The 23,706-nt window shown below is 69.3% G+C and carries 22 protein-coding genes, 1 tRNA gene and 3 pseudogenes; 5 read left to right on the top strand and 21 right to left on the bottom strand.

Annotated elements, in window-relative coordinates; all coding sequences use genetic code 11:
• Positions 1-174: 174 nt before the first annotated feature.
• The 3 genes from IO40_RS0129275 to IO40_RS39525 form a co-directional block, all read right to left on the bottom strand.
• Complete coding sequence (locus IO40_RS0129275) at positions 175-1,218, bottom strand: hypothetical protein (protein WP_030409483.1); 1,044 nt, start codon at positions 1,216-1,218, stop codon at positions 175-177.
• 31 nt (positions 1,219-1,249) lie between these two features.
• The gene (locus IO40_RS0129270) at positions 1,250-2,146 is read right to left on the bottom strand and encodes a hypothetical protein (protein WP_030409484.1); all 897 of its coding nucleotides are present in this window, start codon (positions 2,144-2,146) and stop codon (positions 1,250-1,252) included.
• A 147-nt stretch (positions 2,147-2,293) separates the two neighbouring features.
• Positions 2,294-2,428 carry a hypothetical protein gene (locus IO40_RS39525; RefSeq protein WP_258774847.1) on the bottom strand — a complete coding sequence of 45 codons (135 nt, stop codon included), beginning with the start codon at positions 2,426-2,428 and terminating at the stop codon, positions 2,294-2,296.
• Between the two features lie 266 nt (positions 2,429-2,694).
• On the opposite strand from IO40_RS39525, the gene IO40_RS37820 reads away from it, so the two are divergent.
• On the top strand, positions 2,695-2,991 hold the full coding sequence (locus tag IO40_RS37820; RefSeq protein ID WP_135567044.1) for a hypothetical protein: 297 nt from the start codon (positions 2,695-2,697) through the stop codon (positions 2,989-2,991).
• 449 nt (positions 2,992-3,440) lie between these two features.
• Here the strand turns inward: IO40_RS37820 and IO40_RS0129255 are convergent.
• The 10 genes and pseudogenes from IO40_RS0129255 to IO40_RS0129210 form a co-directional block, all read right to left on the bottom strand.
• Positions 3,441-3,517 (bottom strand) — tRNA-Met (locus IO40_RS0129255).
• 198 nt (positions 3,518-3,715) lie between these two features.
• The gene (locus IO40_RS0129250) at positions 3,716-4,159 is read right to left on the bottom strand and encodes a hypothetical protein (protein WP_051698762.1); all 444 of its coding nucleotides are present in this window, start codon (positions 4,157-4,159) and stop codon (positions 3,716-3,718) included.
• Between the two features lie 728 nt (positions 4,160-4,887).
• A complete protein-coding gene (locus IO40_RS0129245; RefSeq protein WP_030409488.1) occupies positions 4,888-6,516 on the bottom strand; it encodes a hypothetical protein in 1,629 nt (542 codons plus the stop codon).
• A 597-nt stretch (positions 6,517-7,113) separates the two neighbouring features.
• Complete coding sequence (locus IO40_RS34240) at positions 7,114-7,503, bottom strand: hypothetical protein (RefSeq protein ID WP_051698763.1); 390 nt, start codon at positions 7,501-7,503, stop codon at positions 7,114-7,116.
• A pseudogene (locus IO40_RS39970) lies at positions 7,502-8,068 on the bottom strand (transposase family protein); the annotation flags it as partial. The pseudogene IO40_RS39970 and the gene IO40_RS34240, both read right to left, overlap by 2 nt.
• 147 nt (positions 8,069-8,215) lie before the next feature.
• Positions 8,216-8,683, bottom strand: a complete 468-nt coding sequence (locus IO40_RS0129230; RefSeq protein ID WP_030409489.1) for a hypothetical protein — start codon at positions 8,681-8,683, stop codon at positions 8,216-8,218.
• A 405-nt stretch (positions 8,684-9,088) separates the two neighbouring features.
• Positions 9,089-9,601, bottom strand: a complete 513-nt coding sequence (locus IO40_RS0129225; RefSeq protein WP_051698764.1) for a hypothetical protein — start codon at positions 9,599-9,601, stop codon at positions 9,089-9,091.
• 574 nt (positions 9,602-10,175) lie between these two features.
• Positions 10,176-12,950: an RNaseH domain-containing protein gene (locus IO40_RS0129220; RefSeq protein WP_031176446.1), complete on the bottom strand. Its 2,775-nt coding sequence runs from the start codon at positions 12,948-12,950 to the stop codon at positions 10,176-10,178.
• Entirely contained in the window at positions 12,950-16,255 is a 3,306-nt protein-coding gene (locus tag IO40_RS0129215) for an ATP-dependent DNA helicase (RefSeq protein WP_051698765.1), read from the bottom strand. Before IO40_RS0129215 ends, IO40_RS0129220 begins: the two co-directional genes overlap by 1 nt.
• A complete protein-coding gene (locus tag IO40_RS0129210; protein WP_135567045.1) occupies positions 16,237-17,139 on the bottom strand; it encodes a restriction endonuclease-related protein in 903 nt (300 codons plus the stop codon). The genes IO40_RS0129215 and IO40_RS0129210 overlap by 19 nt, the downstream gene beginning before the upstream one ends.
• Before the next feature lie 326 nt (positions 17,140-17,465).
• On the opposite strand from IO40_RS0129210, the gene IO40_RS35095 reads away from it, so the two are divergent.
• Entirely contained in the window at positions 17,466-18,038 is a 573-nt protein-coding gene (locus IO40_RS35095; RefSeq protein WP_157846460.1) for a putative phosphothreonine lyase domain-containing protein, read from the top strand.
• Between the two features lie 175 nt (positions 18,039-18,213).
• On the opposite strand, the gene IO40_RS0129200 is transcribed toward IO40_RS35095, so the two are convergent.
• The 5 genes and pseudogenes from IO40_RS0129200 to IO40_RS39965 all read right to left on the bottom strand — a co-directional run.
• On the bottom strand, positions 18,214-18,462 hold the full coding sequence (locus tag IO40_RS0129200) for a hypothetical protein (protein WP_041968705.1): 249 nt from the start codon (positions 18,460-18,462) through the stop codon (positions 18,214-18,216).
• A 63-nt stretch (positions 18,463-18,525) separates the two neighbouring features.
• The gene (locus tag IO40_RS0129195; RefSeq protein WP_030409496.1) at positions 18,526-18,777 is read right to left on the bottom strand and encodes a hypothetical protein; all 252 of its coding nucleotides are present in this window, start codon (positions 18,775-18,777) and stop codon (positions 18,526-18,528) included.
• Positions 18,778-18,967: 190 nt separating this feature from the next.
• A complete protein-coding gene (locus IO40_RS0129190; RefSeq protein ID WP_234315712.1) occupies positions 18,968-19,534 on the bottom strand; it encodes a hypothetical protein in 567 nt (188 codons plus the stop codon).
• 145 nt (positions 19,535-19,679) lie between these two features.
• Positions 19,680-20,405 carry a hypothetical protein gene (locus tag IO40_RS0129185; RefSeq protein WP_234336615.1) on the bottom strand — a complete coding sequence of 242 codons (726 nt, stop codon included), beginning with the start codon at positions 20,403-20,405 and terminating at the stop codon, positions 19,680-19,682.
• A gap of 96 nt (positions 20,406-20,501) precedes the next feature.
• Positions 20,502-20,642, bottom strand: a pseudogene (locus IO40_RS39965) (endonuclease domain-containing protein); the annotation flags it as partial.
• 117 nt (positions 20,643-20,759) lie between these two features.
• Here IO40_RS39965 and IO40_RS37815 point away from each other — a divergent pair.
• Positions 20,760-20,915, top strand: a complete 156-nt coding sequence (locus tag IO40_RS37815) for a hypothetical protein (protein ID WP_157846459.1) — start codon at positions 20,760-20,762, stop codon at positions 20,913-20,915.
• A 45-nt stretch (positions 20,916-20,960) separates the two neighbouring features.
• Here the strand turns inward: IO40_RS37815 and IO40_RS39170 are convergent, their stop codons facing one another.
• From IO40_RS39170 to IO40_RS39160, 3 genes and pseudogenes are all read right to left on the bottom strand, one after another.
• Complete coding sequence (locus IO40_RS39170) at positions 20,961-21,626, bottom strand: phosphotransferase (protein ID WP_262070657.1); 666 nt, start codon at positions 21,624-21,626, stop codon at positions 20,961-20,963.
• 21 nt (positions 21,627-21,647) lie between these two features.
• Positions 21,648-22,007, bottom strand: coding sequence for a hypothetical protein (locus IO40_RS39165; RefSeq protein WP_051698768.1), 360 nt, complete (start codon positions 22,005-22,007; stop codon positions 21,648-21,650).
• A 46-nt stretch (positions 22,008-22,053) separates the two neighbouring features.
• Positions 22,054-22,329, bottom strand: a pseudogene (locus IO40_RS39160) (SLOG cluster 4 domain-containing protein); the annotation flags it as partial.
• Positions 22,330-22,719: 390 nt separating this feature from the next.
• Between IO40_RS39160 and IO40_RS0129165 the strand changes: the two are divergent.
• Both IO40_RS0129165 and IO40_RS0129160 read left to right on the top strand, forming a co-directional pair.
• Positions 22,720-22,950, top strand: coding sequence for a restriction endonuclease (locus IO40_RS0129165; protein ID WP_078659832.1), 231 nt, complete (start codon positions 22,720-22,722; stop codon positions 22,948-22,950).
• A gap of 60 nt (positions 22,951-23,010) precedes the next feature.
• Positions 23,011-23,250 (top strand): hypothetical protein, encoded by a 240-nt coding sequence (locus IO40_RS0129160; protein ID WP_031176442.1) that lies wholly within the window; start codon positions 23,011-23,013, stop codon positions 23,248-23,250.
• Positions 23,251-23,706: the final 456 nt, after the last annotated feature.

Here is a 23,706-nt window from a genome sequence, read left to right as displayed (position 1 = left end):
CGGTGGCCCGGTAACCCAGCTGCTCCGTGCGGTGCGTGGAGTAGACGGCGCCTACCGATCCGCGAACGCCGCGTAGGACGAGGGGGCCGGCGGTGATGTCGCGGGCGACGTCGTATGCCATCGGGTGCTTCCCCAGAAGGGGTCAGGCGGGGGCGGATCACGGCGCCGGTGGCGTCACACCCAGAAGGGGCCGCCGCGCTGGGACAGGACGGTGGGGGTGAGCGTGTTCTCAAGGACGGCTTGCCGCCACAGGATGCGGTTCCTGTAGCGGGCCTGGTCGATGTCCTGGGGGTTGTGCTGCCACTCGGCCAGGTGCTGAGCGACGGCGGTGAGGACAGCGGCGTCACCGGCCGCGGCTTCCTGCGGGCCCGCCGTGTGGACAGCGGCCACAGCGGCGTGGGCCGGGTGGTAGCTCAGCTGCATCACCGGCTCCGGCGCCTCGATGCCCTGCCGGAGCGCGGTGAGCGCCTCCTGGAGGTGCCCGTCGCCTTCCGGCACGGGAACGCTCAGCAGCGCGTCGAGAAGCACCGCGGCCTCGGCGGTGTTCAGCAAGGTGGTGCTGCCGCTGAAGGTGTGGTGGAAGATCCGCAGGAGCACGTCGGTGAGACGGGGCTTGGCCCGCCGGTCGGACAGGCAGTGGGCACACAGCCAGTCCATCGGAACGTACGGCCGGCGCGGGCGGGGCATCCGGCCGATGAGCTCGCCGGCCATCACCGGCGCGGCGCACAGGTTGCAGGAGGAGTCCGCGACGGCCGTCTTCGTGCGCATCGGCGCGGGCAGGCCGCCGGGCTCGGGTGGCTCGGGTTGGCTGGAGGCGCCATACGAGTCGGGGTCCTCGATCCAGGCCCACGCCTGCATGATGGCGTCACGCAGTTGCTCGTCCGTTGCCTCGGCGCGGCTGGGCGCGCCCATCCAGTCGTTCAGCTGCGTCTGGACGAAGGGGATCGGTTCGCGCAGCGCTCCCGCCAGCGGCCCGACGTAGGTGGCCAGGAGCCGGCGCAGCTCGGCCCCGTGCAGCTTGTCGAGATCCTCGCCGGAGGGAGCGGGGAGCCCGGCGGGCATGGACGACGGATCTTCCAGCCACCGCTCAGCGTTGGTGAGCGCGACCCCGAGCTGGGCCAGCGAGACCCCTGACCTCGTCTTCGCCCCGATCGAGTCGTTGACGACACCGTTGACCCGCCGCATGTGGATGCCCGTCGCGGCGGCGAGCTGCTCCACCCTCCCGTTGAGCCGCTGCCTCGCCTGATACTCAGTGAGCAGGACGACCGGCTCGCACGTCCGGCACGCAACATCGGCCGCAGGAGCCGGCCGTTCGCCGCACTGCCCGCACACGAACCCCGGGCACGCCGAACACAGCGTCTCCAGGTCCTCGCTGCCCTCCCCAGCCGCCGCGGGCCACTGTTCCTGGCGCAGCTGCTCGGCGAGTGACCGGCACTCGCCCACGCACCTCTCGGGCAGCCGCGGCGCCGGGCTGATGGACCAGGGCCTCACGCACGGTAGGCCGTAGAACGGTCGCGTGGAGGTCGGTGAAGTCGGCGTGCCACTGCTCAAGCTGCGCGGCCCGGTAGGCAGCCAGCAGGCGCTCGTCGCTGCTGTTTACGACCTTGCGGTGCTCGCGGTCATCGAGGCAGCCGCAGCGCAACCGCTCGGCGTATCCCCAGAACTCGGCGCCGAAGGAGCCGCACTGGGGACACATCGTCCACTGGTAGGGCGCGTCGTTGTAGGTGCACATCCCCAGCGCCTCGTGAAACCGCCACGGCCCGCGCCAAGGGGCGGGTTGCCCCCAGGAGTTGATGCCCGGGGTGTCGTCGGGGAAGAAGGGGCCCTCGGCCAGCAGCGTCCGCCCCTTCCACTCCTCCGGCACTTCTACAGGCAGACAGCTATCGGCCTCCTCTCCCCAACCGCCACTCCAGTAGTCGCTGCCTTCGGCGGCCATGGCGAACCGGCCCCACCACACCGGGGCTTCCAGCTCGGCCGCGAACCAGATCCGCTGCTCCGGCAGCCAGAACGCCGGCGTGCGCGGCGAACCCTGGCTGTCGTAGAAGGTCACCGGCTCATACGCCCACGGCACCCGCAGGTGGTCGAAGAACACCGACCAGCGGGCATGGAGCTCCGTACGGAACTCCACCTTCACCCCCTCGTACATGCGCCGCTCCCTGCCGCTGCTTCCTGGCTGTTGCCCGGACCTCACCCTCCACCCGTCAGGGCGGGCACCCAGCTCCGCGTCATCGGTTCGGCCCATCGGTGTCCCTCTGCCGGAGGACGATGCACCAGAACGTCCTGGCTGCCCGTGCTATCGCCCGTGGATCGCACAGCCCGCGGAGGAGTAGCAGACAGGGTCTTCGATCACGTGCAGGAGTGCCTGGTAGAAGTCGTCCCACGCCGCCGCGTCGTAGGGCTGGACGATCACCATCTGGTCGGCGGTCATGCCCCCTTCGGCCGTGGTGATGTACGGGAAGTGGTGCAAGGCCGCGATGGGCCGCGGGTCCGCCCACGGCGGGAGGGCAACGCAGGGGTTCACCCAGAGGCGGGCGATGCCACCCACGTCGCCCTCCAGTGCCAGGAACTCATGCTCGACGAGCCACGCCACCACCTCTCGGAGGCGCGCGACAGAGACACGCAGTCGAATGTGGCCCGGCGGCCTTCCGTGAGCTCGTGGACCAAGGCGCTGAGCCCGGCGCACCCGAAGGTGCGGTGGGCGTAGTCGATCGCAGTGAGCACCAGGCCCTGGCAGGCGGTCGTGTTCGCTGCTGCGATGGCGCTCAGCGCACTGCGGGTGAGGGCGTCACCGTCCAGGGAGAGGCGGCCGCAATCACAAAAGCCCAAGCGCTGGACCAGAGCGAGGGATACCTCTTGGGGGAGAAGGTCGGCGACCGCGTCGACAGCCACGAAGCCGAAGTCGACGGCGACCTGGAACGCCCGGCGGCACACGACAGGGTCGGCGGCGAAGTCTCCGGCCAGCGGGGTATGCGGGCGGATGACGGCGGGTGACAGCGGAGGTTGGCGGCGAGAGTGCGAGGACATGCAGGTTCGACACCGCGACGATGTGGTCGGTCACCGTTGCGTCCCCCGCTTAGCGCAACGTCGCTGATCCGGCGTGTGGCCGGGACGACGAGTCGGGAGCACCAGCTTCCGCGCAGGCTGCCACCGTTCCGGCCCTTGAACGGGAGCCATGACAACAGGCTGGCCTGGCGCTGGCTGTCCTCACGAGGTCGAGCAAAGGCCCTGCTTCGGACGCAGCCACAGCCAGCGACTCGCTAAGGACCTCAAGCAACGTGGAGAACTTCCAGCCTCCAAGAGCCGCCTGGATGGTCGCCAGCGTGCGTACCGCCCACTCGGTTCCCGGCCTCCAGGGCCCGTCGCGCGTTCATCCCGCCGGGACAATTCGGAGTCTCGGGAGAGAGAACCGGCCCTCTCATCATCGTTGAGAGGGCCGGGCCTGGTAGCGGGGACAGGATTTGAACCTGCGACCTCTGGGTTATGAGCCCAGCGAGCTACCGAGCTGCTCCACCCCGCGTCGTGACAGCCACTCTACGCCACTCTTCGACCGCCACCGTCCCCGGCACCACGCGGGTGGACATGGTGCGGCAACCACAGGGCAGTCCCCAGGCATCGGTCGGCCGCTCTTTGCTGTTCTGCGGCAGGCGCAGGGCACGCTGAGCCGCCGATCGGCTCTGCTGAACTCCTCCAGCCCACAGGTCGGCGTGGAGATTCGTCAGCCGGTCTCACCCTGCTCGCTGGCGCGGGCGATGCCCTCCAGCTCCGCGTCGATCGCTTTACGCTCGTCGGCCCAGGCCTGGAGGCCGGCTTGCATCTGAGCGAGGCGGGCTGGGTCGTCGGCGGCGGAGGCCTCCACGATGGCGAAGCCGCTGCTGCCATCGGGGCCGGGCATCTCCACCACACGGTGCTCGGTGCCGCCGGTGAGCATCATCGCCAGGATCCTGGCGAGCTCCCGCTGCACCTCTACAGACAGTTCGGGCTCATCGTCTTCACCGAAGACGCCTTCCTGGCCGTGGGCGATCAGGTGCGCCGTCTCGTGCACCAGCCGCTCCAGTTGCTCGTACTGCTCCGGGGCCATGCGCGCCTTGAGGGCCTCCATATAGAGGGAGATGGCCTCGGCCCGCTCCGTACCCCCTTCACGGTCACTCTCCTCGCTCATTTCTCCAGCCTGCGGCGGGAGACGGCCCGCAGTCCAATCGCGCGCCCATCGCACTCGTGCTGTCCCGGGTGAGTGCAACAGTCCCAGCAGGTGGGCGCTCGCCGCGTCCGGTCGAGTACGTGCGGGGATGCTGATGCGCAACACACCCGGTCAGGAACGGATTCAGTGGTGCAGGAAGAAGACGCGCCGCGCCTTCGAGGCACAGCACCGAGCCTGCCCGGCCGGGCATAAACACGCGCCGGCGGCCGGCGCGTGCGCGCGGCCCGACCAGATACTCGGCCGCGCCCACGGGCCCCGCGAGCTGTTCCGCGCCTCGCGGTCGCGGGGCGTGCCGCGGGATGTGGTGTTGCGGGCGTTGACTGAGGGCGTGAGGCCTGCTCGCCCTGCCAGCCGGATGCGGAGTCGAGGGTGACGTCCGCCGAATGTGGGACGACCCTGGGCTGAGCGTGGCCGCCGTAGCGCGTCAGATGGGAGTGACGGCGCAGATAGTGAAGAAGTGGGCGGAAAGGCTTGGCCTGCCCGCTGACCGTAAGAGAGGGAAGCGACCGGTAGCACGAGTGCCCCACTCCCACCGGGAAGGAGCGGGCGGAAGGCTGGACGCTCGACCGTCAGCGCGCAGGGACGGGCGGGGCGCCACGGACGTGGCCTCCGTGCCGCCGAGGACCGCAACCCCGGTCATGTCGGCCTCGGGCCGAAAATCCCGGGGGCTCCGCGGTTCGATGAGTGCGTCACAGTCGGCCGCCCAGCGGCAGGATGCGTTCGGCGAGCCGTCCGCGCAGGGTTCCTTGGCTGGTGTCGGCTTCGGTGAGCCAGTCGGCAGCGGTCAGCAGCTCGGCGTGCTCGGTGATTGCCTTGGGAGGCAGGGCGCAGAAGGCGGCGGCCTCATCCAGGCGGAGCCCGCCGTGGCCGGCAAGTCCGAGGTGGCCGTCGGGTCGGGCGTGGGCGGCGGTGTAGAGGGCCAGGAGCCGGGTGGCGGCGCTCAGTTTCTTCTTGCGGATCTTCCGGTCGCCTGCGGCTTTCTGGGCCCAGCCGGAGATGCGTGAGCGGGTGGTCTTGCCGAAGGTGAACGGGCGGGGCCGGTCGGGCAGTAGTGAGGGGACGGTGACTGTGGTGGGGTTCTCGGGCCGGGAGGCCAGGGCTTCGCCGACGGTGCCGGGCAGGCGCAGCCAGCCGCCTGTGGCCAGCCGCTCCAGGACCTGCTCGGTGTCGTCTTGCAGCCAGCCGGTCAGATCCTGGCCGGTGATGTTCCCGGTGCCGGCGCGGGCGGCCCGCAGGGTGAGCATCAGCACCGCCAAGTGCGTCCCGGCTTCGGGGTGCGGGGCGTGGGCGGTGACGTAGTCCAGCACGGTACGGGCGTGCCCGGCCTGTTGCCGGGTCAGCAGCCATTCCACCTGCGGCACGCTGTCACCCGCGGTGTCGCCGCTGGGCCGGCCGCTGCGGTTCTTGTGCATCTCGAGGGTGGTCCGCGCTGCCTTCTGCGCACGCTTCGCCTCATGGAGCAGGGAGCCGTCGCCGCTTACGCCGGCCCACCTCTGGAAAGCAGCGGCTTTGCGCTCGTGCAGCCCGGCCAGGAGAGCGAGGTCTGGCTCGGGGCGCTCCTGGTAGGCGCGGAAGGCATCCCCGAGCTCGATGAGTTCCGCCCGCAGGTCATCGGGCTGCAGATCGTGTGGCACGATCCGCTGCGCGATCTTCGCCCGCCGGGACGTGCCTGCCGATGATCCGGCACGGGCCCCAGGGAGGGGAGCGGTCCCGACGGCTGGAGAGGGAAGCCCGGCCGCAGGGGAGGGGCCGCGGTGCGAGAAGACTGCCACGACGTCGTTCTTGCCGGCGGCGCCCGCCGGCTCCCGCTGTCCTGCCGGGCCGTCCGGCACCTGGCCTGCTCTGGCTGGTGCGGTGCGGGCTGGGGGTGGGGCGGTGTCCAGGACGCGGCAGTCGGTAGTGGCCGCCGCGCAGCGCGCGCACATCTCCGCGATCCGCCACAGCCGCCCGGCACGGTCCGCATACACCGTCAGCACCACCGAACCGCCGCACCGCTCCAACTCCGCTGTCCGCCGCACCCCACCGCGCCCTCCTGCGGTGGGATCGGGGGCGTGCCAGGCACAGTCGGCGGCGCGACACGCACACCACGCCCCGCCGCGCGGTCCCCCACCCTCGCGGATGAGCGCCAGGTGCATGTTGATGTGACCGATCGCGGCCTTGCGCCCCGCAGCGGCGCTGCCGAAGCGCTCATCGGGGCAGGCCGGGCGGGAGCAGGAGAGCCTCACCGTGCCGGCGGAGGGGCGGCCGTAAGGGTCCAGCCGCACCGTCCACACCCGCCCCACGACGCGCTCCTGCTGTGTGCCGGCCTCCACCGTCATGTGCGTACTCCCAGCATTGTTTGTCGGTTGTCCGAGCGGCCACCATCATCGGGTATACCTGCCGGTCAGCCCGTGGGGAACGGACGGTCCGGGCTGGCGTGCCCTGCTCGGATGGATGTGAAGCCGTGCCGTACGGCACTGGTGCCGATCAAGCCAGCAGCATGTGCCTCATCAAAAGACCTGCTCGCCGCTGGGTACGACACGGGAGAGGTACTCCGTGAGCGTCTCCTCCTCCAGCTGATCTCCCACCTCTTGTGGCCTCATACAGGATTTCCCCGTTGTACCTACCCCACCGCTTGCGCACGTCCGGCCGCGCTCCCTTGCCCATGAAGTCATCGGCGCATCGGTCACCACGCCAGTACGTCGGCGACCTCGCGCACCGCGCGGCTGTCCCGTGCCCTGCCTCGCCTACCTGATCAACCTGCGCACGAAGAACCGGAAGGGAGACTTGAAGCCCAAAGCCAGTGGCTCTACCTCAACTTGTCAACCTCGCACGACTGCCGGTGGGCCGGGGCCTGCGGTTGACCGTACGGTGCCGCCGCCCTTTCTTCGTGTCCCCATGGCACGTCCGCCTCTCACAGATAGGGCGGTGCCAGCTCAACGAGAGGGCGGCTTCTTCCGGCATTGGCCGAACGGCTCTTGCACCCACGGCGGCAGTGCGTCGTGCGCGGGCGCGGGACTCAGCCCTTCGGTCGGTTTCGTCCGGCGCGCTGGCGCGGGCGATACTGTCCCGGTCCGCGTCGATGGCTTCCGTTCGGCGGCCCAGCGGTGAAGGCCTTCGCGGATCTCCCGCAGCTTTTCCGGGTCGTCGGCTGCGCAGGCGGCCACGACAGTGAAGCCGGTGCTGCCGTCCGGTCCGGGCATCTCCACCACCCGGTGATCCGCACCACCGGTGATCACCATGGCCAGTACCGTCGCCAGCTCCCGCTGCATCTCCGGCGTCAGTTCCGCCTGCTCGTCCCCGTCACTGAAGATGCCTTCCTCCAAGGGGGGCCAGGACCTGCCGTTCGTCGATCTTCGGGGTTGACCAGGGCCCGGGTGACGGGCAGCCCGGCCGGGCTGCACACCAGGTGCAGCTTCGAACGCCAGTAGAAGCGGGAGTGGGAGCGGCAGTAGCCGTAGTTCCCCCAGCCGACCAGGTCGGAGCGCTTGACGGTCTCGCGGGAGCGGGCGTACTCCACCGGGGTGGAGTCCACGATCCACACGTCGTCCAGTCACAGGTCCGCTGCCGATGACCGGATCGCCCGTTTGACCAGTGGCAAAGCGGTCCGCAGACGCTTGTTGCAGGCGGGGCGCCGGGGCAAAGGCGGGAACATCCCGTGCAGGTGGGCGTGGGCGAAGCGCAGCCAGCGGGCCTCGCAGTGGAAGCCGAGCATGGCTGGGCCACTGCCAGGGTCACCGGTTCGGCATCGGTCAGCCGGGGCGGAAGCCCACGCCACCGCGGGGTCCTCAAACGGTCATCGACATGCACATACAGTGCCGTCAGGAGGGCGTCCAAATCGGTCGTTACAGGCCGATGTTGGGCACCCTCCCCCTTCTGAGATCCCCGCATTCGGAACTACTCGTCTAGCTGATTGAGGCGAACGATGAGAGCCGACCGGACACCAGCGTGAGTTCCACCAGGCCTGCAGTGAGCGTTCCGAGCACCTGGCGGGGCAGCGTCGGGCCGTAGGCCGAAAGGCTCGCCTGGGAGCCAGCGTCATGCCGGTTCCAAAACGGACTCCGATCGGCGGGGCTCCTGGCGGGAGCTGAGGGTTGTCAAGGCGTTCGTTGGCTTCTTCCGGCAGTCGATCTTCTTTGTTGCCCGGATCGCGCAATCCATCACGTGCTCCAGCTCTGCTCCCGTGCGGTCGAGCATGTTGCGGACGGCCAGCAGCGCTTGCCATGCGGCCACCCGGGACACGGTCTCCTCGACCGTGCCCAGTTCCACCGATAGGTAGTGCGCGAAGCCGAAGTGCGCAGCGTGCGCTCTCCTCTCCCGGGCGGAGGCCCTGCCAGCCGCGGCGAACCAGACGCCGGCCTCCTGGGCGCCAAGGGAGGTGACGACGATGTGCAGAAAGGACTCGACGTATTCGAGGGCTTCCGAGGAGCGATCGCCTTCAGCGAAGGGACCGACGCAGCCGTCTTCCATGCCGAGGAGGAAGTGGACGGTGAACCTGTAGGTCATTGGCCCATGCTTACCGCCCTCCGCCGGGTGCGTGACTGCGGCACGCGGCGCTCGTCGACGAGAGCGTCCGTACGGGCGTTGACGCGCACCGCTACGGCACACGATTGGCAGGTTCATGCCGGGAGCAAGGCGGCGGTGAGGGAGTGAGCCGGGTGCACCAGCTCCCGCGCAGGCTGCCACTGTGCCGGCCCATGAACGGGGCGCCATGACGACAGGCTGGCCTGACGGTGGCTGTCCTCACGAGCCCGAGTCGTTGCGACGGCCCCGGCGCTTCTGTTCCCGCAGGTGCACTGTCCGTGCTTTCAGCGAGCGGGCTGCTGCCAGCTGCCTCACTTCCCCCGCTGAGGGCGGCACTTTTCCCGGCCAGGCAGCGTACGCGGGGGCGTGAACCGAGTGCCCGCAGATTCAGTACGTGCCGGGCACCGGCGCCATCCGGTGTTTGGGGATCGTGCAACGGGGTCGGCCGCAGACCGCGCCGTCTACCTTGACCGCCCGGCAGAACTCAGCGTGCCTCTTGCAACGGTCGTCGCCTGGGGCGGGCTCCGTCCGGCACATCCGGAGGGCGCCGTCGCCTGTCCATGTGCAGCGGCCGAGGTCGGCCGCGCGCTCGGGCGTGTGCATGGCACACGGTGTGCCTGCGGTCTCGACCGGGTTGAAGCACCATTTTTTCGGCATGGCCTCGGTGGGCAGAACGGCGTCCAAGGGTTCCATGCAGAGCGGGTGAGAGAACAGCTCAAGCTGCTTGGCCAGCTGAGGTTCGCCCTGGGCGTGTGCCAGGTCGGCAAGGGCCAGTAGGAGCTGGGAGGACGCCTCGACATACCACTCCGCATACTCGTCGCCGTTGACAAAGCCGGGAGTGGGACGAAGCCGGGAGGCGGCTTCGAGGGTCCTCACGACGGAATCGGTAATATCGATCATTTCGACCTTGCCAGGAGCGAGAGCAGAACTGGTGCTGTTGACCGGGCCGGCAGCCTGGTCATATCCGCAACGAGGCTCGCTCCCGAAAGTGACGTCAGGTTCGACGTCTCTCGCAGGGCCCAGGTCACTCCGCTGTGTGCACCAGCAGAGTGTCAGCGTCGCGCGGCTTCGGCATCCTCTTGCACTACCTCGGTCTCGGCGGCGGTGAAGCCTTCCTGGCTGAGAGCTTTGGCATGAGTGCTCCTGGAGCCAGCAGCGCATGGGCGTCTTCTCACCGTCGGGGGTGCGCGCGCTGATGTCGGACGGGGGTGATTTCGGCCTGTCCGGGGCGCCGGTGCGGTAGCGGGCGAGGAGGGAGAACACGTGCCGCCTATCAGGCGCAGTGCGTGGCGTGCGGCCGGCGGATTGCATCACCCGATCGGATGGCGTGCGAGAGGGACCGCGGCGCCCCAGGGCTGTCATGTGGTGGCAGCGGAAGCCCTGGGGCGCAGGCGGCCCGGTTGTTACTGGAGGACTGCCGATGGCCCGGCCACTGGGCAGTCGAGTCTGAGGGTGCCTGGCGTCTTCCGATGAGTCAGTCAGTGGCGTCGTCGTCGGTGTCCCAGTCGATGGTGCGGCGGTATGCGGGGTGGTTTTTGTCCATCTGGATGCCGGCGTGGACGGGCAGGGGGTGGCGGGTGCGGTGTTCCCAGGCCAGGGCGTGGTTGCACAGCCGGGCTGCGGTCAGGGCGTAGGGGAGTGGTTCTTCCCCGTGGGGGTGCTGGATGACGGCGATCTCGGTGGCGGTGAGGTTGTACCAGGTCTCGGCCTGCTGCTCTTTGTCGTCGCATGCCCAACGGCTCTGCGTGCGCCCGGACTTGGCAGAGGGGGTTTTGCCGTCCATCTGTTGGGGGCGGCGGCTCATGATGAATGTGGTGGCGGTGTCGTTGAGTTGGAAGAGAGCGTTGCTGGTCTTGTCGCCGTCGCTGACGTTTCCGTCTTCGTCGATCTCGTGGAAGACCGCGGGCAGGGGGATGCTCGGGCCGGCGCTGGAGGTGGTGCGGATGATCGCGCGTGGCCGGTGTTCGGGTGCGAGTGTGGCGCCGGGCAGGGCAGGCCTGCCGTTGGCGCAGCCGTCGTCGTCGGGGTGCAGGTCGGCGTTCTTGTTGGCCAGCAGTGGCCAGACGGGCCGGGTGGAGTCACCGGAGACGTAGAGGACGTAGCCGTTCTCAAGGTGTCGGCTCAGCTCGTACAGGGCCTGGTCGATGCGTCGGGGAAGAGTTTCGTCGCCGCGGCTGCCTTCGGGGATGGGGCGGCTGCGCGACAGTGCCTGGGCGCGGGCGTAGTTGCACCAGCCGCCGCTACCGTCTCGGCTGGCGGGCAGGTATGCGAGGGCGTTCCAGTGTTCGCCAACGGGTACGAACGCGGTGAGGATCCACATGAGCTTGGGTTCCTCGGTGCGGGTGCGGTGCTTGTCGCCGAGCTGGGCGCGCATGTGCAGGCCGAGGTGGGCGACACGGTCCTGGAGGCCGCCTTTGGCGGAGATGGTGCGGGTCAGGCGTGGATGGACCAGGCCGGCGGAGCGCAGCATGTCTCCGATGGCGTGGTGTCCGGGATAGTCCGCGTCAAGTTCCCTGCCGAGGGTCTCCAGCGGGGAGGTGGCCTCGCGGGCTTTTTTCTTCGAGCGCCGTTTCTTGGTTTCGGGGGTGAGGAACTGAGCGATGACGCCGTGGCGTGCAAGATGCCGGGATACCTCCGGCTTGGCGTCCAGTTCGTAGGGGTCGAGGGCGCCTTCCTCCCCTCGGCGGGCCGCTCGGCGCTGGCGGCCCCACTCTTTTGCGTCGTATTCGGTCTCGACCAGGGCCAGGATCCCGGTGTTTTCTGCTGCGAGGCCGGGCAGTGCGTCGGTGAGTGCGCCGCGCCGGTCATGGTGGCGGCCGTGGGCCAGCAGTTCTGGGGCCCGGTGCAGCAGCACCTCGGTGTGGCAGCCCAGGTGAACGATTTTGTCGTCGGGCATGCCGTCGGCGAGGTCGGGCCGGTTGAAGTGGTAGGCCAGCAGACGCTGCATGCGGGTGCGCATTTCCTGGTGCTCGTACAGGGCCAGGACGCGCAGCTTCGAGCAGCCTGCGGCGGCCATGATGTCTTTGAGGTCGGTGGCGTCGAGCAGCGTGGTATCACGGCCGTACTCGGTCTTCCGGGCGGCCACAGAGAGGACCGTGGGGACACGCGTGCCGTGGATGAGGTTCTGGCCGGTGACGGTGGCCAGGTGGTCGGCCAGGGCGGTGACGGTGTGCAGGCCGACGCCTTTGCCGATGGGGAACGATGTCGAGAAGGGGATGAGCGCGCGGAAGTGGCCGGGCTCGCCGGACAGATCCATGGCGCCTGCGGGCAGGAATTCGGTGTCCTGGGGGTTGCGGGGGAAGACGGGCTCGTCCATCAGCCGCACCCAGGCGTCCAGAGCCAGACGGCTGGTGTGCTCCAGGTGCGTGTACTGGCCCTTGCCGCCCAGGCGCAGGCAGAGCAGGGGGCGGCTGGGGGAGCGCGGCGCCCACCAGGCGGTGCGGGCGCCGTTGATTGTGTTGCTCAGCCGGGAGACGCGGGGTGTCAGGACCACCAGAGGTTTTGGCAGCGAGTGCAGCGATTTCATCGCTACCTCCACCCGGAGGGCGGCATAGTGCCGCCTGATCTTCCACCCCTCCGGCTGCAAGATCTCTTCGGCCGTGTTCTTGGCGCTGTCGTTGGTCTTCTCCTTGGCGGGGCGGGCGTCGAGCCAGTTGTTCGACCACAGGTGCTCGGTGTCCCAGACCATGACGTTGTTTCCGGTGTCCGGACGCAGTGGAATGGTGCGGCCGTCAACCTTCAGGTCGGTCTTGGTGACCAGGGAGGCGAGGTTCCAGCTGGCCGCGTCCCACACCCAGCCGTCTGCGTCCACGGCGCGCTGTCCGATGCTGACGTGGTCCCAGATGGCCACCTGTTCGGGCTCCACGGAGGCGAACAGATCGGCCAGGCTGCTGCTGTAGGCGAGGGAGATTTCGTCCGGCGGAGTCTGGAGCAGGGCCTGCTCCCACAAGGCCACCACGGCGCGCAGGTGCACTGCCGGCAGTTTTGTGGAGAGGGCGAGGAACTGGGGTGGGTTCTTCTTGCTGGTCGGGGAGAGGGAGGCGCTGGTGGAGCCGCTGGCGCGGAGCACCGTCAGCAGTGCGGCATAGGGCAGATTGGCCTTCGACCCGGTTTTGCCCCGGTAGATGGCACGCAGCTTGTTCCACTCGTGTTCGATCTTGTCCGGGAAGCGGTACAGCCACGCTGTGCCCATCAGATCAGAGGTGAGAGGACTGGCCAGCAGCGACATGCGGGTGGTGTTCTGGGGCATCACTCAGGTCCTTGGTCGTCCCCGTTCGGGGCGGGGATGAGGGTGATGGGGCTGGGCAGCAGGTTCTCGCTGTGGGCGAGGTCGAGCCAGGCGGTGAGCGTGGAGCCGTAGACGCGGCGCAGGAGGTCCTGCTCTCTGGAATCGAGTTGTCCGTAGTAGGTGCGCAGCAGGCGGGGGAAGTCGCAGCCCAACTGCTGGTTGAAGAAGGCGTGGTCGACCAGGTAGAGCTCGACGGGGGTGCCGCCGCGGCGCGCGCGCCCGGCAAGTTGGATGAGTTCGACGAGGATGCCGGCCAGGATCTCGGTCTTGAGGAATTTCGGCATGAGGGAGAACCGCGGGTCGGTGCGCAGCAGCAGCTCCCGGTGGCGGACGGCGGCGATGCGCTGGGAGGCGAGCATGGCGGCGGGGTCTGGGCTGAGCGTGCCCGCGGCGATGCCGCAGGCGTTGATACTCGCGTACATGACCGCGGGCTCGTGCAGGTGTGTGATGGGCCTGACGCCCACCCATACCGAGGCGAGCGCCGAGAGGTCGGTGTGGGGAATGAGGATGTTCAGACCACGGGAGACCACCGAGATCGGTGCGCAGACCACCTTCACCCTCGGGTGGGTGGCGGGGAGGTCTTCGAGTTGGTCGATGGTCACCCGCACCACGCCCTCAGGCAGAGCCACGGCCCGCGTGGAAGAGCCACGGTTGCTGACGAGGACCGCGACCCATTCGGGACGCCCGCACGCGGCAGCGATCCCGGTGGCCATGACCTCTGCGTGGAAGTAGGAGTTCCCGGCCAGCAGCGCCAGCTCCCGGCGCCGGTCGTTGCAGGCAGCCTTTTCCAGGTGTGACGACAGGCGGGTGTGCCAGAGCCGCTCGGCGAGCGTGCGCAGCTCGGAGGGTTTACGCCTCTCCTCCACGCCGCCGATCGAGATGGGCTGCCAGCCGGCATCGGTGGCCGACACACTCCCGGCATGGGCGGTGACCGCCCCGTCAGTGGCATCCGTCATCACGTAGGCGGGGAGGGTGTGCACGTGCTGGAGAGCGGCCCGCGGGAAGAACGCGGTGGCGGAAAGGCCGAGCACGCTGCGCCGTACCCCGGCGGTCGCCAGTGCGACGGTGTCGCCGAGGCAGACGGTGGAGGTGTGCGGGTCACCGCTCAGGGACTGCAGTGACAGGCGTCCGGTGCCGCTGGCGTTCTTGTCGAGTTTGAATCCGTACAGGTTCTGCCCGAGCGGTCCGTAAGGAATGGGCTCATCGCGAGTTATCAGCCCCATCGTGGAAACCAGGTCGGTGGCCGCGTTCAGCTGCCCGAGCAGGGGGAGGACCGACCACTTCAGGGTGTGGAGCTCGTTGTGGAGCGCTCCGAGCCAGGCCCGCACGAGCAGGTCGTTGACCAGTGCGGCCCGTTGGGAGGCGGGTACGTTGAAGGGAGCCTCGGCCAGGAGGCGCGCGATGGAGTCCTTGAAGACCGCCAGTTTTCTGCTGCGATGGGTCCCTGGAATCTTGCCGGCCAGGGCCTGGCCGATCTGGTCGGCGAGCGGCTGCCAGCCCTCCGGCAGCTCGGCGCTGGTCCGCTCGCCGGGGAAGAGGGCCAGGTATGCCTGGTGGACGTCTTCGGTGACCTCTGCATCCGCTCTGGCGCCGGTCAGGGCGCGGCACAGTTCGGCGTCCTTCTTGCCCACCATGTACCAGCCGGACCCGGGGCGGTTCTGGCGTTCTTGTTCGGACTCCAGATACAGATGTCCGGTCAGAATGTTGTCCAGGAAGGTTTCGCTCAGTCGGCGCGCTTCCATCAGCGGGCCGGTCACCAGCAGGTTCTCCAGCGCCGACAGGCCGCCTCGGTGCCGGTCGACCTCTTCCAGCCGTCCCGCATGTCCCCGGCCTCGGCTGATGAGGGTGAACTCCTGCGCGCCGTCGGTGCACCAGGTGGACTGGAAGGCGTCGACCTCATCGATGATCACGACGCGGCAGCGGCGCAGCACGAATTCCAGCACGCTCATGTTGCTGACGACCCGGTCACCGTCCACCTCGACGGGCACCTTGCAGCGGCCGCGGATCAGGTTGAGGTGGTTGGTGACGATGATGTCGGCGTCGGCGGCCTGCCGGATGTGCTCAAAGCGCCGGCAGATGCCCATACGCGGACACAGGTGCTTGCCTCCGCCCTCCGGCTCGACGGGGCCATCGACCCACTCCAGCCGGGTGCAGGGCAGCGTCGTGCGATCCAGCCGTGGGCCATCCACCTGCCAGCCGGTCATCTCACATCCGCCGGCGAACCGCTCGAACCGGTCCTCACGCCCCTGGGCGAGCGCGAGCTGCGCCTGGTCGTCGATGCTGGAGGACGCCACCCACGGCACCACTCGAAGCGGCTTTCCGGCCCGCTCGGCAGCGTCCCGCACAGTGCAGGCCGTCTCCTCGACCAGTTCGTTGTCCGCAGCCAGCTGTTCGGCCGTATTCAGCCCCTCGCGGATGCGGCCCACCACGATCAGAACCGGGCCCTGGCCGCTCGCCGCCAGCAGGTGTGCCGCATCCCGCATCAGCACGCTCTTGCCCACACCGGTGGGCGCATTCAGCAGCGTCATGGCCCCGGCCGGCAACCTCAGCTCCGCCGCTGTGCGGCCGCAGGCATCGGTGAGCCGGTCGAAGAACCCCTGAAGCAGACCAGGTTTCCACCCAAACGTCTCCGGCCAGGCCGCCGCCTGACCCACCACGCGTTCCATCACTGCTTCCCGCGTCAGACGCGCCTCCTCCAGGAACGGCTCTGTGCGCAGCCGGACCGGGGCTACGAAGGCGTTCTTCTCGCTGGCAGGGATCTCCACCGTGTACAGCCGATCGCGGCCGAAGGACCACAGACCCTCGCCCGCCGTCGGCAGCTGCCCCTCCAGACTGGCCCGGTAGCCCTCGGCCTCCTGAACAAGGTGCTCGGCCAAGGTGAGGGGCTCTTGCGCATGGCAGGCCACCAGCCAGCGGGCCTCATCCGCGTCCGAGGCATCCGGGATCCTGAACAGCGCTGCGGGCGACACGGCGTACTCCAGGGCCGCCTCGCGGAACGACTCTGGCTGCGCCAGGTCACCCTCCTGCTTGAGCGTCTGCCACAACCGGCCCACCAGCTCATATTCGGCACGCGGCAGCGATGTCCACTTCTCCCACACGTCGGTGCGCCGGGAGGCGAACATCTGGGCGAAGTCCAGCGGCACGCCGCGCCGTCCCTCGACGGTGCCGAAGGCGAAGTACTGCTCGGACAGGGCGAGACACGCTGCGATGGCGCAGCGCTGCAACGCCTCGCGGACATCACCGGCCCTCACGGCTGTGCCCGGCACCAGCGAAGCACCATGGCGACGAGGTCCTTGTCGGTCATCACCTCGAGGTCCGGCCGCCCGGCAAGGCGCACCCGCAGCCGCGGAAGGTCGGACCGGCGCCGGTGGGGGACCACGATGATCAGCGGAACCGCTCCGCCCAGCACGGGACGCTCAAGCAGCGCATCGGCCAGCGCGTCGAAGGACCGCCACGCCTTCGCATCCACCCGCCACTCCCTGGCCACCAGCGGCGCGGCAGCCGTGATGCGCAGGTCGTAGCGGTCACCCTCCGGGTACATGAAGACCTCAAGGCCGGCGATGTCTGCCAGCGCGTCCCGGATCGCGAACTCCATGCGTCCCGGCAGCGTCAGATACCGCCACACCGTCCGGGAGACCGCCAAATAGTCGCCGGCAGCCGGAAAACCTTTCACCCGACCCGTTGAGCAGCCTCCGCCCTCCAGGACCGGAGGCCCGCTGCCGCCCCGATCCTGACGGCAGGTGTACTGCGCCCCTTCCAGCAAGTGGACGTCGCACGAGACGGCGAAGACCCCGCCCCCGGCAGGCTGCGCGCGCATCGGCCAGGCGCACACAGGGCACGGGAAGCACCAGCCCGCCGCATTGCACCACGGCCAGGACGAGACCGGCTCGAAGAACCCGAACCGGCCCCACAAGCCGCCCCACTTCTCCCACAGCACACCCCGCTCCGCCACCGGATGACTCGCCAGCAGCTCACGCACCTTCGCGTAGTCCTCCGGCGGAAGGCGCCGGATCTCCGCGTACAGCTGCTGCTCCTCCTGCTCGGCGCGCAAGCGCGCCCAGGGCCAGTACTCCATCAACGCCTGCTGCGGTACGAGGTGCTCACGGCCCAGGTCCTCCACGGCATCGCACAGCAGGCCGTCCGAGTCCACCAACCTCACCTCGCCCAGAGGGTCATCGCCTTCCCCATCGATGGGCAGGAGAGGCGCGAGCCCCTGACGCAAGCCGCGCCGCAGTGTGCGCATATCCAGGGCAGCCGCTGACCCGGCGCCGTGTGCCGAGCGGAGAACTCCCAAGCAGTCGACGAGCCGGGCTGCTCGCTGGCCCGGATCACCTGTGCGGTCCGCCTCCGCCACGGCGGCTGCGCAGCACGCGGTCACCGCCAAGTCGCGGCGCCACCGGCGGGTGTTCCGTTCCACAAGACCCATGACGGGTGGATAAACGAAAGAAGTGATGAATGTCGCGTACGGTGCCGATCATGGACACCAAAACCGCCCTATCGGCTCAGTATGAAGCCGCCACCAGCATCGTCCCCTCACGCGAGTCCGCCGAGCCCTGGCTGTGGGCGGACGCCCCGGACACCCCTCTGGCCGAAGACGATCACCCCTGGAGTGGGAAGTGGCTCTGGTTCACCCCACTCAGCCTTCTGGACCGCTCCTGGGCCACCATCCGCGCCGCAACCGAAGACGGCCTTCTGGGCTACCGCAGCAAGGCAGGCACGCTCATCAACACCCGCAGAATGAGTGACGACACCCGCCGCCCCATCTGCGTCTACACCCGGGACTGGCACGACATCCCCTATGTCCAACGAGTGCTGACCAACCTGCGGGCCCTCGGCATCGTCGACGTCCTGCTCTACAAGACCGACAGCGATATCCGGCGGGGCCACTACGGCGCCGGCGCCAGCACCTATATCGCACCCGCCACCAAAACGACCGTGGTCATCCCCAAGGGCACCCGCGAAGCACTCGACCACCATCACGCCGCGCGAGCCCAGGCCCGAAAGACTGCAGCGGCCCGCAGGAAGGCGCCAGCGCTGAAGCACAACTGAGCACAGCGCGCTCGTCCACTACGCGGCAGCGGCCTGTCGCAACTCGGGGAACCAGACTTCCCACAGAACCCACGAGGGCGTCGGCAGCGCAGCGGGATCCGAGCGCTCTCGAGCAGAAGATGCCACCGGTGGAACTACGGCCAGTGCGGACCTTGCGTACGGCACCGGGCGTCGGTCATCCACCGAGGGGTGTGGGGACGCCGGGGCCGGCGGGGTGGACTTCCAGGCCGTCATCGGCGTTGAGGACGGGGCGGCGGCCGGGGTAGGTGCGTTGTGCGGTGTCCAGGTCACGTGCGTCGAAGTCGCCGGTGAAGACGAGCACACCATGGAAGAGCTCCGCCTTCTGGGCCCCGGTCGGCCACCGGCTCAGCAGTGCGTCCGCCGTCATCGGCTCGGTCGTCGGCGGCAGGTCCGGTCCGGTCACAAGCACTCCCTACGACGCGCAAGCAGGGCCTTCAAAACAGATGAGCAGGCGCGCGGCCCGGCCTCAGCCCCGCATAGCGGCTCGTGTCGCCTGCTTGAGATCTTGCCCGGCCACGAAGTGTCCGTGCTCTTCGATGAGGCCGCTTTCCTTGAGTGCGGCGATCTTCTCAGTCGTGGCTTGCCGCGCGGCCTCGCGAAGCGGCTCTGCGTCGTCCCCGGTGTAGGTGGCCAGCTCGGCGTCGCGTTCGAAGAAGATCCGCTGGAGCTTGATCAGGTGCGCGTGCTCAGGCCTGTCGGGGTCGATCACGTTGGCCATAGCACCGCATCCTACGACCAGCCTCCGACAAACCCGCCGGTCACGAAGCTGTGCAGAGTCTGTCCACGCGCACGGGAGGCAGGCCGGCCCTGCTCTGCGGGCGGGTGAAGGGGCGGCCGGGTCCGGCTTCGCCTGTCCATGGTCCGGCCGCCGGGCGGTGTGTGTGAACACCTGCTCAGGGTGGTGCCGGTCAGAGAGTGGCCGGCTGGGGGATCTCGAGGGCGTCGGCGACCTTGCGGGCCATTGCGGCCATCTGCGGGGACAGGTAGCTGTTGAGGGCGTCGACATCGTCGCAGAGCTTGGCGGACAGCCCGTACAGGCATGCTGCGGTGAGCAGCTTCTGTGGGTCGTCCTCGGGCGTCAGGGCGTCCTCGGCACGGTGCTGCCCCTGGGCGTAACGCATCGCCAGCACTCGGTCGTCGCCTTCGGGGGCGGGTTCGCCCAGCAGGCCGGCCACCTGGGCGCGGGCCCGGTTCATTTCGCGGGCGTCTGCCCGGCTCTTCTGATAGTCGGTTTGCAAGTAGTACCGGAGCGTGTCCGGGGCCATGCCGGTGCGCTCGCAGTGCGCGGCGATCAGCATGGACGCCATGGTCAGGACGTCTGCCGCGTCGGTGGACCGGTAGAGCGTCATCCGCTTCCAGTCGTGGGCGACATCAGGCTCGGTGTAGCGCAGCACCTCGAAGCAGTTGAAGACGGCTTCGGCCACGTACTGATGGACCGCACGGCGCAGCGGCTCGGGCATCGGGGTGGAATCCATGGCCGCACGGTAAGGCGAGCACCTGGCCGAACAATCGTGCTCGGTCCGAGTTGAGATCGCCGCTCATCCGAACAGCCCAGCAGCTCCCGGGGAGGCTGCAACTGCGGAGAGCGGCGGGCCGCACTACACGTCGAAGCCGATGGCGTCACTTCTCAGCGCGGTGGTGGGAGTGCCAGTGCTCGCATACCGCCTGCCAGTGCCAGCGGGCTCGGGTAAAGCTGTTCCAGCCAGGATTGGGCAGATTCTCGCCCAGATCTTCCAACGCGATCCGCACAGCGACATCCACCCACCGGGGCTGGTATCCACAGCTCACTTCTGCCCGCAGCGCCTGAGGGCTCGACGGCACTTTGCCGACCCCAGGCCCCCAAGCCCGCGCTGCTCGTACCTGCTCGGTGCTCAGCGTGCGGCTGAGCACGATAGGCACGACCAGCCGCAGATATGCCTCCTTCCGCACCTCGTATGCCTCCTGCACCTGACGCATCCGCTGCGCCGATTCTTCGTCTGTGGCAGCGGCGTCCCGGAGCTCGCGGACGCGATCAAGGGCCACAGAAGTGTGGAAGCTGGTGACCAGCCCGCGTGGCGTGGGGGAGTCGACCCCGTCGTCGGGCTCCTGGGTGAGCGAGATGATCAGTCCAGGCCCCTGTGTGCGGCTGACCAGCCGACGTCCTACACGCCGTTGCTTCGCTTCACCGAACGGCCCCTGCTTGGACCAACTCCGCTCTCGGTCCCCGCCGAGAGCGATGGGAGCCCAGTAGACGAAGCGCTGGGTCAGCTGCGCCTGTATGGCATGGAGCCGGTCAACATATTCACGGAGCGTCAGTCCGAGGTAGGCGAGATCCGCTCCGTCGCGCTGGCCGAGGATGCGGCACAAGGTCCCATCGTCCCCCCGGGCTGCTGCCCGGTGGAGGTCGTTCGCCAAGCTCTGGAACCGCCGCTTGGGCAGGCGAAGAGCGGCTTCGAGACACCCGATCCTGCTGTTGCACCCCCCACACAGCGCTCCTCTCACAAGATCACTCTCGTGAGAGTGGTCAACGCACCGAGCGATGTGCCCACAGATATCGCAGTCGGGATGCCGCGCCAGGAAGTCCTCCCGGTCCCGCTCCGTCATGTCGCTGTAGCACGCCTTCACGACCACCCCTTCCGCCCCGGACGCCCCCCTCACGAGCGCCGTTGGCATTCCGTCACGGCTAGCATGTGGCGCCGCCCATCCCGGCGAGAGGCTGCGATGACCCCCGAATACTGCCCGCACCGCCGTGTCGAGGACACCTGCCCGGGCATAGCCCGCATGCTTGCCGAGGCCGGGCTGCTCACCCCGGCCCCCGACGCACCGGCCTCCGCCGGACCTGTCATCGACATCCCGTCCGTCCCGCCCCCGAGGTGACGCGCGCCGTGCTGGCCCACCGCATCAACCTGTGGGGCCGCCCTGTCATTGACCCGAATCTGCCCCATCTGGACCTCGCCGACCCAGGCCGGGCGCGTCGTCTTGGAGGAGGTGGGCGAGGAGTGTGAGTCCGGCAGTGGCGGCGTGTTGCTGGTAGGGGCGTAGGCCCGGCGCGCCGGGTGGTGCGGGTTGGGTGGCGTTACGCTGCCAGTGTCCGGTCAGGGCGGCGAGGAAGGCCAGGCCGGGGAGTGGGTCGGTGGCGAGGCTGTGGTGGCCCCTCAGTGTGCGGGCGACATCGTGGGGCTGGTGTCCGGCGAGGGTGAGCTGGGCTGCGAGGGAGACGGCATCGACGGCGGCGGGGCCGTGGGTGGCGTGGGCCCAGTCGACGAACACGATGCCGCGCTGGTGGTCGGTGACCATGTTGTCGGCCCGCAGGTCACCGTGGATGACACGGTCGCCGTGGTGGGCGAGGGCGGGCCAGGCTTCCTCCAGCTCCCGCAGCCGTGGCAGCAGGCGACGTGCCTCGGCGGGCAGCGGGGTGTCGTAGGGGAGGGTGGTCCAGCCGTGCAGGCGGGCGGTGGCCGAGTCGCCCGTGGCCGGCAGCGCCGCCCGGTAGTTGTCGGGGGCTGGAGTGGAGGCGAGTTTGTCCAGCAGTGCCCACACCTCGCCCGCCTCCTTGCCGGGGGATAGGTCGGGGTGGGAGCCGTCCAGGTGCTCGGTCAGGACGGCGGTTCAGCCGCCGGCATGGAGGATGCCCAGCAGCGCGGGCGCGGGGGCGTGCGGAGGCAGGTAGCGGAGGGCTTCGGCTTCGTGCAGGTTCGCGGCGGTGAGGGAGTCGCCTTCGGGTGCGGCTTTGACGAAGGTGCTGCGCCGGTCGGTGAGGGTGAGGGTGCTGGCGAGCTGGTGGCCGAAGCCGCCCGGCGGGGTGTGTGCGTGGCGGACCGGGGCGCCGAGATGCGCTTCGATCGCCTCCCGCAGCGCGGCGGGAACGGTGTCCCAGGACAGACAGGTCGCGCTCCAGCGCGGCGGCGCTCGGCAACTCGCGCAAGAACCCCAACGGGCGGGTCGGCGTCTCGACCAGCCACTGGTCACGGCGCAGCGTCTGGGCCAGGGCGCAGGCCCGGCGGCCCAGGAGCCGGACGGGGAGGGTGCGGACCGCTGTCGCGTAGTAGAGGGCGGCGGTGATCTCGTGCAGGGTGCCGACCCCGCCGCCGATCGCGACGACCAGATCGGCCTCGTCGAGGTAGGCGTGCAGGCGTTCGCCCATGGTGGAGGCGTAACGGGCGTGCGTGACAAACGGGTTGAGAGGGCCCCATTCGGGTCGGCCGGCCAGTGTCAGGGCGGTGATCTCGGCGCCGTGTGCGGCAGCTCCCCGGGCTGCCGCCTCCATCACGCCGTTGTAGCCGCCGTGCACGATCCGGTACCCGGCCCGGGCCAGGATGGCGACCTGCGCACCCAACTCGCCCGCCGCAAGAACGCTGCCGGCGTCCGCGACTTCCTCGAACTGACGACGTGAGCCGGACCCCAAGGAACGCGACTTCCCCTCCGGAGCCTGAGCGAGTTGCCTGATCTCAGCGGCCGAAAGGAAGCGGCGGACGAGCGGCTCCAGGCAGTCCGCGTGCGGACCCGCCAGGCAGCTCGTCCGGTGAGCGGAGCAAGGCGATGTCGTCGAGTTCGGGTTCGCTGCGAACCTACGTGTCCGCAGCACGAGGTGCGCACCGCGTGCACAACACGCTCGAACCTCGGGTAGGGGTGCTGCCGCTCCACTCGCAAGCACCGCCGCAACGGCGCGGCCGGATCAGCGATCGGCACTCCCGACCTCCAGCGGCTCAACGGAACAGCCCGGCCGATCCACAAAGCGGACGTGGTGGTCATGCTGACCAACGGACGGTTCACCCGGGACGCCCGACCATTCAGCAAGGACACCGGAATACACCTGGTCGACCGGGACCTCCTCGCACGCTGGGCCGCGGGCTCCTGGCCCCTGTGGGACCTGCTGCCGAAAATCCCGCCGCCGCGTCGGCCAGCGCGCTGACCGACGCGGCGCTGACACCGGCGTCCGCCTGGCTGCGACGGTTCCGGGTAGCTGTAGGGCATGGACGACGTCTTCGAGGCCCTGCTCGCCGACTTGATGGTCCGCACGTGCCAGGCCGTCCAGGACGTCGGCCATCTCGCGGCACAGACCGGCATCCCGTTCGAGACAGACGACGTCGTCAACATAGTGCTGCGGCGGCTGTCGGCCGACCACCCCGGCTTGAAGACCATGAGCGTCGCCATGCTGCGCACCTCGGTCGCCGAGCTGGCGCGGACCTTCTGGGACCGCGAAGAAGCCTGACTGCCCCGCAGCCGGCGCGGGCACGCTGACCACGCCCTCGCACGGGCGAGCCGAGCCAGCCCGGGCAGCCCGGGCAGCCCGTTGCCCCTCCGGGCGCGCGCGGCCAGCCCTGTGGCCGCTACCCTCACCGGCCATGGGGCTGGGGCATGAGGAGAACAGCCTGGTGCAGATGGCGCACCGCCCTCAGCACCCCCGTCGATGCAGTCCTGCGCGAACCCGCCGTGCAACTCCGGCGGCCGCACCATGACCGAACGCAGCACCCGCACAGCACGCCCGAAGTACCTCACCGAAGGCGGCCGCTATCACGGCTTCGACCTCGGCGACTTCACCGGCGAGAACCGCGGCCAGCGCTCCCACCTCGCCTGGCTCGCCCCTCATCCTCGCCGAATGTCATCTCCTCACAAGACCGGGCGGCGCCGCATTCGTCTTCACCGACCGGCGCCAAATCCCCGTCAC

It is taken from the genome of Streptomyces albus subsp. albus (genome assembly GCF_000725885.1).
GTDB classification, from domain to species: Bacteria; Actinomycetota; Actinomycetes; order Streptomycetales; family Streptomycetaceae; genus Streptomyces; species Streptomyces albus.
This window is presented reverse-complemented; position numbering and strand designations above follow the sequence as displayed.

Coding starts and splice junctions, on each gene's coding strand:
- IO40_RS0129270 (WP_030409484.1), bottom strand. CDS start 2,146: ATGTACGAGGGGGTGAAGGTGGAGTTCCGTACGGAGCTCCATGCCCGC.
- IO40_RS39525 (WP_258774847.1), bottom strand. CDS start 2,428: ATGACCGCCGACCAGATGGTGATCGTCCAGCCCTACGACGCGGCGGCG.
- IO40_RS0129250 (WP_051698762.1), bottom strand. CDS start 4,159: ATGAGCGAGGAGAGTGACCGTGAAGGGGGTACGGAGCGGGCCGAGGCC.
- IO40_RS0129245 (WP_030409488.1), bottom strand. CDS start 6,516: ATGACGGTGGAGGCCGGCACACAGCAGGAGCGCGTCGTGGGGCGGGTG.
- IO40_RS0129230 (WP_030409489.1), bottom strand. CDS start 8,683: ATGACCTACAGGTTCACCGTCCACTTCCTCCTCGGCATGGAAGACGGC.
- IO40_RS0129225 (WP_051698764.1), bottom strand. CDS start 9,601: ATGATCGATATTACCGATTCCGTCGTGAGGACCCTCGAAGCCGCCTCC.
- IO40_RS0129220 (WP_031176446.1), bottom strand. CDS start 12,950: ATGCCCCAGAACACCACCCGCATGTCGCTGCTGGCCAGTCCTCTCACC.
- IO40_RS35095 (WP_157846460.1), top strand. CDS start 17,466: ATGGACACCAAAACCGCCCTATCGGCTCAGTATGAAGCCGCCACCAGC.
- IO40_RS0129195 (WP_030409496.1), bottom strand. CDS start 18,777: ATGGCCAACGTGATCGACCCCGACAGGCCTGAGCACGCGCACCTGATC.
- IO40_RS0129190 (WP_234315712.1), bottom strand. CDS start 19,534: ATGGATTCCACCCCGATGCCCGAGCCGCTGCGCCGTGCGGTCCATCAG.
- IO40_RS37815 (WP_157846459.1), top strand. CDS start 20,760: ATGACCCCCGAATACTGCCCGCACCGCCGTGTCGAGGACACCTGCCCG.
- IO40_RS0129160 (WP_031176442.1), top strand. CDS start 23,011: ATGGACGACGTCTTCGAGGCCCTGCTCGCCGACTTGATGGTCCGCACG.